The organism is Nonomuraea sp. NPDC049750 (assembly GCF_040659625.1).
Classification (GTDB): Bacteria; Actinomycetota; Actinomycetes; order Streptosporangiales; family Streptosporangiaceae; genus Nonomuraea.
In genome coordinates, this window is sequence record NZ_JBFANB010000066.1 from 1 (window position 1) to 6,780 (window position 6,780).

Genomic DNA, 6,780 nt, shown 5'->3' on the forward strand with positions numbered 1-6,780 from the left:
GGCCTTAGACAAGTCCGATCCTCCCAGTTCAAGGGCACTTTTCTTATGTGAACGATCAGGTCGGCTCAAATTCGCCGTGAAAGCCGCAGGCTAGGGTCGGTTGCTACGGCATGTTGCCGGTCCACCGGTTCGCGGCGGCCTTGTACACGTTGTAGGTGTCGGTGTTGAAGTACGGCGACGAGATGTGGTCGTAGCGGTCGTTACCGTCGGTGTCCCACGCGACGCTGTTGACACCGATCAGGTAACCGGTCCGGGTGGAGCTCTTGTAGCTGTACAGGAGCGGTCCACCGCTGGCGCCGGCGGTGAAGGCGCACTTGAGGCCGATGTGCTCCTGGAGGTTGTACTTCGGCGCGGCGAGCATCGGGGCCGTCTTGCCGTAGCACCACTTCATCGTGCGGCCGGTGAACGGCTTGTCGCCGTCGGGGTGCTCGCCCGCCGGGTAGCCGAAGGAGAACACGTTCGCCTTGGTGCCGCGGTTCCAAGTGAAGCCCTGGCCGCCGACGTTGTCACCGAGGCGGCCGACGTTCTTCCGCGTCCACTGCCACTTGTCGTTGACCTTCTCCCACTTGACCTTGATTCCGTTGTAGACGTTGACGAACGCGTAGTCGTAGTCGTAGTCCTCCTTCACCACGAAATCGTCATGCGCGTTGAACGTCTTGGCGGCGTAGATGCCGTAGGGAGCCTTGCCCTCCCAGGCGTTGTCGCCGTCCCAGTACGACGGGATGAAGATCCAGTTGTCGTAGAAGGTGTCCTTCTTGGTGTCGTAGACACAGTGGGCCGACGTTGCCACAAGGTTGCGGTACTTGCCCTGTACGGAACTGGCCGAGCAGTACCGCCAGCTCGCCGGGTTCGCCGGGTTCGACCCCGGCAGCGTGAAGAACACGCGTCCGACCGTGTTGGGCAGGTTGACCTGCTTGCTCTTGATGCTCTTGCCCTTAACGTTCTTGGTCTTCTCCTCGCCGATCGGGGGGACGGATCCGGGCGGGCCGTCGGGGGTGGAGTTGACGCCCTTGACGCCGTTGGAACGCGCGTCGAGGTTGGCGTCGTAGTCGGCCGCCCGCTTGATGCGGTCAGGCGTCCAGAACTGGACCGCTTGCTCCGCGGGAGTGGCCGCGTTCTTGGACACGACGTCGGAGGGTGGGGTCGCGCTGGCGGCGGTGCTGCCGACCATCCCCGCGGCCAGGCCGATGGCCGTCAGACCGGCGAGCGGGATCGCGATGTGCCTTGCTCGGGAATACATGAAGCTCCTCTCAGTTCTCGGCGGCCCAGAGCGGGGTACTGCGCCCCGGTGGGCCAGGAAAACGTTCGGAACGTTAATGAATGGCGCAACCCGACGGCCAGGAAACCATGTGAAAAAGTCTGGCCCGGCTCCATTCCGTTATGGAAATAACCGGATCGCATGTATTCCTAGAAAGCATTTCACCAGGTAAAGGTCGGTGTTAATTTCCACTGGCACCACTGGTAACAGTGATTATCAAATGCCACCGCTTATCAACCGAATGTTATTCTGGTTAGATGGGTGACATGGATCCACGCACCCCCTGTCTCATAGGTACGGCCCAGCGCACCGTTCGCGACCAGCCGGGCCCGGAGCCACTCGACCTGTGGGAGGACGTCGCGCGCGAGGCGGCTCGCGAGGCGCGGCTGCCGGTCGAGCGACTCGACTCGATCCAGCTCGTCTACACCGACTCGTGGCAGTACGACTCCCCGGTCGGCCGGCTCGCCGACCGCCTCGGCGCCGCGCCCCGGCACCGGGCCTACTCCATGGTCAGCGGTACGGCCCCGCAACTCCTCATCGGCGAGGCCGCGGGCCGGATCGCGGCGGGGGAGCTCGACTCGGCGCTGATCGCCGGCGCCGAGGCGCTGGCCACGCGTCGGGCCTACCGGCAGGCGGGCGAGCACGTGCCGTGGAGCCATCCGGCCGATCCCAGGCCGCCCTACGGCTGGGAACGCCCGCCGCATCCGGCGGAGCTGGCCCACGAGCTGTTCATGCCGGTCCACACCTACCCGATCATGGAGACGGCCCGCCGCGCGTCCCTCGGTATGTCGATAAATGAGGAAATGGTGGACCGGGGGCGGATGATGGCGCCGATGACCGAAGTCGCCGCCGCGAACCCGCACGCCTGGCGGCGTACTGCTCGAACCCCGGAGGAACTGGTTACCGGCAACCGCTTCATCGGGTGGCCGTACACACGCAACACCGTGGCCGTGGGGGAGGTCGATCAGGCGGCGGCCGTCGTCCTGGTCGCCGCCGGACTGGCCGACCGGCTCGGCGTACCGCGCGATCAGCGCGTGTACCTGCGCGGCTGGGCTTATGGCGAGGACACGTGGGAGGTGGCGGCGCGGCCCGCGCTCGGCGCCTCGCAGGCCATCGGGCGCACCGCCGAGGCCGCGTTCACGCGGGCCGGGCTGGGCCTCGACGACATCCACGCGCTCGACCTCTACAGCTGCTTCGCGATCGCGCTGCGGCAGGCGTGCGACGCGATCAAGCTGGACCCGCTCGACCGGCGCGGCCTGACGGTCACCGGCGGCCTGCCGTACGCGGGCGGCCCCTCCAGCGACTACGTCCTGCACTCGACGGCCACCATGGCCGGGCTGCTGCGCGCCCAGCAGGGCCACGGGCTGGTGACGGGGGTCGGCATGCACCTGACCAAGCACACGTACGCCATCTGGTCCACGGACCCGGGCGGCACCCTGGGCGATGCCGCGCCCGTCTTCACCGCCGACCCCGTGGAGATCGTCGCCCTGTACGACGGTCCCGCCACGGTGGCCGGCTACACGGTGACGCATGGGCGCGACGGGGCGCCGGAGAAGGGCATCCTCGTCGTGGACCTGCCGGGCGGGGGGCGCGCTCATGCCCACGTGCTGGAGGCCGAACTCCTGGGGGACGCCATGTCCAGGGAACTGGTCGGTCAGCGGGTGCGGCTGGCGTCCGACGGGAAGGTCAATGTGGCGCTCTGGTGAGGTTAAAGACTGTGCAAGAATTGTGACCGCGCGATTACTATCTGCTGTTGACATTTTTATGTCAGCGGCGGACGCTGGTGTCATGCGGAGGACCACGGTGCGGATCGACGACGCACTCCTCAACGAGGCCAAGGCGTACGCGGCACGAAACGGACGCAGTCTCACCTCAGTGATGGAGGACGCTTTGCGACAACTACTCAACCGCTCCACGGAAACGGCCGACCGGCCTCGGGTGGAGCTCCCTGTGTCCGGCGCTGTGGCCGGGCCCAAGCTCACCTGGGCCGAGATCAAGGAGCTGATGGAAGCGGACTTCGTGGAGCACGAGCTGGCGAAGATGGCGCGCTGTGGAGGCCGCGATGCGGATGCCTGACGTCAACATCCTGGTCAACGCGCAGCGCCGCGACACCGAGCACCATGACGAGTGCCTGACCCTCGTCGAGGAGCTCGTCAATGGTGACGAGGCCTATGCGGTCAGCGACTTCGTGATCAACGGTTTCCTGCGGGTCGTGACCAACCACCGCATTCCGCAGAGCACCTCGTTCGAGACAGCCGTCAAGTTCGCGGAGAGCGTCCGCAACCAGCCGCATGCCGTCCTGGTGAACGCCGGATCGAGACACTGGGAGATCTTCGCCAAGATCTGCCGTTCGTCGGGCGCCACCGGCAAGCTCCTGCCCGACGCCTATCTCGCCGCACTGGCCATCGAGCACGGTTGTGAATTCGTGACCTGTGACGCTGATTTCGCCAAGTTCCAGGGCTTGCGCTGGCGGCATCCCCTCAATTGAACTGGGGAGTAAAACAGCACTCCTCGGCAGGGGATGTCCGTGGCCGATCAGTTCGACGTCATCGAGGCGGGCGCCCGTGGTCGGCGCCGGTGGGTCGGGATCGGTGTGGTGGCGGTGCTGCTGGCGGTCCCCGTCGTCAGCCTGCTGGCCAGCCGCGACCCCGAGCCGGATCGCGCGCCGCCGACATCGACCCCTGCCCCGCAGCCCATCCGGTCGTTGACCAGGATCGAGGGCGCGCCCAACGTGGTGAGCGCACCGGTCAAGGCCAAGGGCGGCAAGGAGGTCATCGCGGTGATGTTCCCCGATGGGACGCGGGCGGCGGTTCGCTACCCCGCCGAGCTGCGGCTCAACGAGCTGGGCGCGCGGCCGTTCCAGGGGGCCTGGATCGCCGGGCAATACCGCGGGTTCTATGCCCCCTACGGCGGTGAGATGGAGATCTCCAGGGGTGCTCAGCCGATCAGGAACCTCACGCCCAACGTCACGCTCTGGCCGGGCCCGCCGGGTGTCGGCGCGGCCGGGCAGGTGCTGATGTTCGCGTTCGGCAAGTGGCGGCTGGCGATGTACGACCGGCGGGAGGGGCTGACCTTCGAAGATCGGCTGGCGACGGCCAAGGGCCTGCGCGGGAAGGTCGGCAAGGACGGCTACCTCGTCCTGAGTGGCGGTGGCTCGATCCGTCTGGCGAAGCCGGGCGAGAGTGTCCAGGGCGAACCGGTCGGGCCGCAGCTCTGGTTCGGCGGCGGGACCGGCGACATGGTCGTGTTCATCCCGACCCCCAACTGCCGGAAAAAGGCCAGGACGCCGTCGGCGATCAACGGCCTCAAGCGGCCCATCCGTACCGTATGCAGGGGCGATGTGCAGATCGTCGCCTCGGGCTCGCGCGCTTTCGTCCAGCAGGCCATCGCCGGGATCCGGATCACCCTGAAGTAAGGTGCGGCCATGTTCGCCGTAACCGCCTCACAGACCGATCCCGACAATCCTCTCGCCGGGCTGACGCTCGGCGAGCATCCGGACCCGCAGGTCCCGGACGGCTGGACGACCGTCACCGTACGGGCGACCGCCCTCAACCACCATGACCTGTGGACGCTCAAAGGCGTGGGCATCAGGCAGGACCGGCTGCCGATCGTGCTCGGCTGCGACGCGGCGGGGGTGGACGCCGACGGTAACGAGGTCATCGTGCACTCGGTGATCGGCTCCGGGGCCGACGAGACGCTCGACCCCAAGCGTTCGCTGCTGTCGGAGGTCCACGACGGCACGTTCGCCGACCGGGTCGTCGTGCCGCGCCGCAACCTGGTGCCCAAGCCGGCCGCGCTCAGCTTCGAGGAGGCCGCCTGCCTGCCCACGGCCTGGCTGACCGCCTACCGCATGCTGTTCGACAAGGCCGGTCTCGAGCCCGGCTCGACCGTGCTCGTACAGGGCGCCGGTGGCGGGGTCGCCACCGCGCTGATCGCGCTCGGCCGGGCGGGCGGTTACCGGGTCTGGGCGACCAGCCGCTCGGCCGCCAAGCGGGAGCAGGCCGCCAAGCTCGGCGCGGACCAGGTGTTCGAGCCCGGCGCGCGGCTGCCCGAACGGGTCGACGCCGTCATGGAGACCGTCGGCCAGGCCACCTGGGACCATTCGCTCAAGTCACTCAAGCCCGGCGGACGCATCGTGGTCTGCGGCGCCACCAGCGGCGCGGTCCCGCCCGCCGACCTGAACCGAGTGTTCTTCCTTCAGCTGTCGGTGATCGGCTCCACGATGGGCACGCGTGACCAGCTTCAGCGGCTGGCCGTGTTCCTGGAGCAGACCGGGCTGCGGCCGGTCATCGATCGGACGATGCCGCTGACCGAGGCCCGCGACGGCTTCGCCGCCCTGGCTGAAGGCGACATATTTGGGAAAATCGTCTTTACGCGCTGAATAAGTGAAGGGTTACCTATGCTCACCCGGGATGATACAAAGAAGGTGAGGTTGTATCACCCGGGAGGCGCCGTCATGGACGTCGAACCGTTCGGCCCAGGCTCGTTGCACTGGGAAACCGCCGGTGAATACCGCAACCTGCTCGTGGCGGGCAGCGCGCTGGTCCTCCAGACCATGCACCCCGCGGTGGGGGCGGCCGTCGCCAGGCACTCCACGTACAAGCAGGACCCGTGGGGCCGGCTCCACCGCACGCTCACCTCGGTCCAGAAATGGGTGTACGGCGGAGTGGGCGGCCTGGCGGAGGGTGAGCGGCTGCGTGAGCTGCACAAGCCGATCAGTGGGGTGGACGAGCGGGGCAGGTCCTACCACGCGCTCAACGGCGCGGCCTGGGCCTGGGTGCACCTGTCGCTGTTCGAGCGCTTCGTCACTCTCAATCGCTACTTCGGCACTCCCTACACCGAAGACGCTGAACGGCGGCTCTACGAAGAGTCGCGGCAATTGGGGGCGATCCTGCGAGTCCCGGAGCGGGAGATGCCCGCGACCGTCGAGGAGTTCTGGTGCTACTTCGACGAGATGGCGGCCGAGCGGCTGGAGCCGCATCCGACGGCGATCGACGTGCTCGCCGTTATGCGGGGGACCCCGATGCCGCCCGGGCTGCCCCGGCCGCTGCGCCGGCTCTGGGCGCCGGTGGGGGTGGGATCGGGGGAGTTCAACTACTTCGTGACGGTGGGGACGCTGCCGCCCATCGTACGGAAGAAGCTGGATCTGCCCTGGTCGGCGCGGGACGAGTGGCGGCTGCGGCAGCTCGGGCGGGCGGTGGCGGTGATCGCCCCGCGCCTGCCGGAGCGGCTGCGGTATATGCCGATCGCCTATCACGCCCGGAAGGCCGCCCGAAGCCTGCGCGGCTTGGAGCAGGCCCTCCGCTCGGCGTAGCGCCCGAAGCCTGCGCGGCTTGGAGCAGGCCCTCCGCTCGGCGTAGCGCCCGAAGCCTGCGCGGCTTGGAGCAGGCCCTCCGCTCGGCCTAGCGCCCGGGGCCCGCGCGGCTTGGGCGGTTTCAAGGGGTCGTTGCAACACCGCTGGTGTTTTAGGTGGTCAGTAGATCACGCAAGCGCTCGGCTGGGGTGTCCCAGTCGAGCGTTTT

7 protein-coding genes are annotated in these 6,780 nt (G+C 67.9%); 6 read left to right on the forward strand and 1 reads right to left on the reverse strand.

Annotation, left to right across the window (positions count from 1 at the left end; translation table 11 throughout):
- Window positions 1–103 precede the first annotated feature (103 nt).
- Window positions 104–1,240 (reverse strand): serine protease, encoded by a 1,137-nt coding sequence (locus AB0J16_RS59555; RefSeq protein WP_358558280.1) that lies wholly within the window; start codon window positions 1,238–1,240, stop codon window positions 104–106.
- Between the two features lie 275 nt (window positions 1,241–1,515).
- On the opposite strand from AB0J16_RS59555, the gene AB0J16_RS59560 reads away from it, so the two are divergent.
- The 6 genes from AB0J16_RS59560 (at window position 1,516) to AB0J16_RS59585 (ending at window position 6,572) form a co-directional block, all read left to right on the forward strand.
- Window positions 1,516–2,964, forward strand: coding sequence for an acetyl-CoA synthetase (locus AB0J16_RS59560; protein WP_358558283.1), 1,449 nt, complete (start codon window positions 1,516–1,518; stop codon window positions 2,962–2,964).
- A gap of 97 nt (window positions 2,965–3,061) precedes the next feature.
- Window positions 3,062–3,334 carry a hypothetical protein gene (locus AB0J16_RS59565; protein ID WP_358558286.1) on the forward strand — a complete coding sequence of 91 codons (273 nt, stop codon included), beginning with the start codon at window positions 3,062–3,064 and terminating at the stop codon, window positions 3,332–3,334.
- The gene (locus AB0J16_RS59570; RefSeq protein ID WP_358558289.1) at window positions 3,321–3,746 is read left to right on the forward strand and encodes a type II toxin-antitoxin system VapC family toxin; all 426 of its coding nucleotides are present in this window, start codon (window positions 3,321–3,323) and stop codon (window positions 3,744–3,746) included. The genes AB0J16_RS59565 and AB0J16_RS59570 overlap by 14 nt, the downstream gene beginning before the upstream one ends.
- 39 nt (window positions 3,747–3,785) lie before the next feature.
- Window positions 3,786–4,673 carry a hypothetical protein gene (locus AB0J16_RS59575; RefSeq protein ID WP_358558292.1) on the forward strand — a complete coding sequence of 296 codons (888 nt, stop codon included), beginning with the start codon at window positions 3,786–3,788 and terminating at the stop codon, window positions 4,671–4,673.
- 9 nt (window positions 4,674–4,682) lie between these two features.
- A complete protein-coding gene (locus tag AB0J16_RS59580) occupies window positions 4,683–5,639 on the forward strand; it encodes a zinc-binding dehydrogenase (RefSeq protein ID WP_358558295.1) in 957 nt (318 codons plus the stop codon).
- Between the two features lie 75 nt (window positions 5,640–5,714).
- Complete coding sequence (locus AB0J16_RS59585; RefSeq protein ID WP_358558298.1) at window positions 5,715–6,572, forward strand: oxygenase MpaB family protein; 858 nt, start codon at window positions 5,715–5,717, stop codon at window positions 6,570–6,572.
- Window positions 6,573–6,780 lie beyond the last annotated feature (208 nt).